The sequence below is a fragment of the Alcanivorax sp. HI0083 genome (assembly GCF_001635175.1).
The window spans coordinates 1-520 of sequence record NZ_LWFX01000544.1; the positions used below are offsets into that span (position 1 = coordinate 1).

The 520-nt window shown below is 56.9% G+C and carries 1 protein-coding gene and 1 pseudogene; both read right to left on the reverse strand.

The window, feature by feature from the left end:
- Nucleotides 1-152, reverse strand: a pseudogene (locus A3754_RS05560) (tRNA pseudouridine(38-40) synthase TruA); the annotation flags it as partial.
- A 178-nt stretch (nt 153-330) separates the two neighbouring features.
- Nucleotides 331-520, reverse strand: a 190-nt coding sequence (locus A3754_RS05565; protein ID WP_156496831.1) for a FimV/HubP family polar landmark protein, incomplete at its 5' end; no start/stop codon positions are given.

Sequence of the window (520 nt, forward strand, 5' to 3'; positions counted from 1 at the left end):
CGCCCCGCGCACACTACGGCTACCGGGTGGTTCGCGACTTTGCTCAATGCCGCTTCCAGGCACTCCTGGACCGTACGCACCCCGGGCTGCTGTGTCTGCCAGCCACGAAAGCCCGTGCCATCGTACTCAATACCCAACGCAATACGTGCCATGTTCCACCATGTCGTTACAGAAGCCTTCTTCGCAGCTCACCGCAAACAGCGGCTTCCCCACAGTGCCCGTCAGAAATATTGGCACAGGCTTCAGCGATCGATGGGAACGGAGAAGCCATAAAAAAAGGGGGCGATACCATAAGGCATCGCCCCCTTTTTGCCTAGGGAGAGAGGGGGATTAGCCCACTTGGCTGAGCAACTCCCGGGCTTCGGACTGCTGCTGGTCGTTACCTTCAGAGATCACTTCGTTGAGGATATCCTTGGCGCCTTCGTTATCACCCATGTCGATATAGGCTTTGGCGAGATCCAGCTTGGTCGCGTTCTCGTCAGTTTCACCCAGGAAGTCGAAGTCATCCTCATCAGCCAAC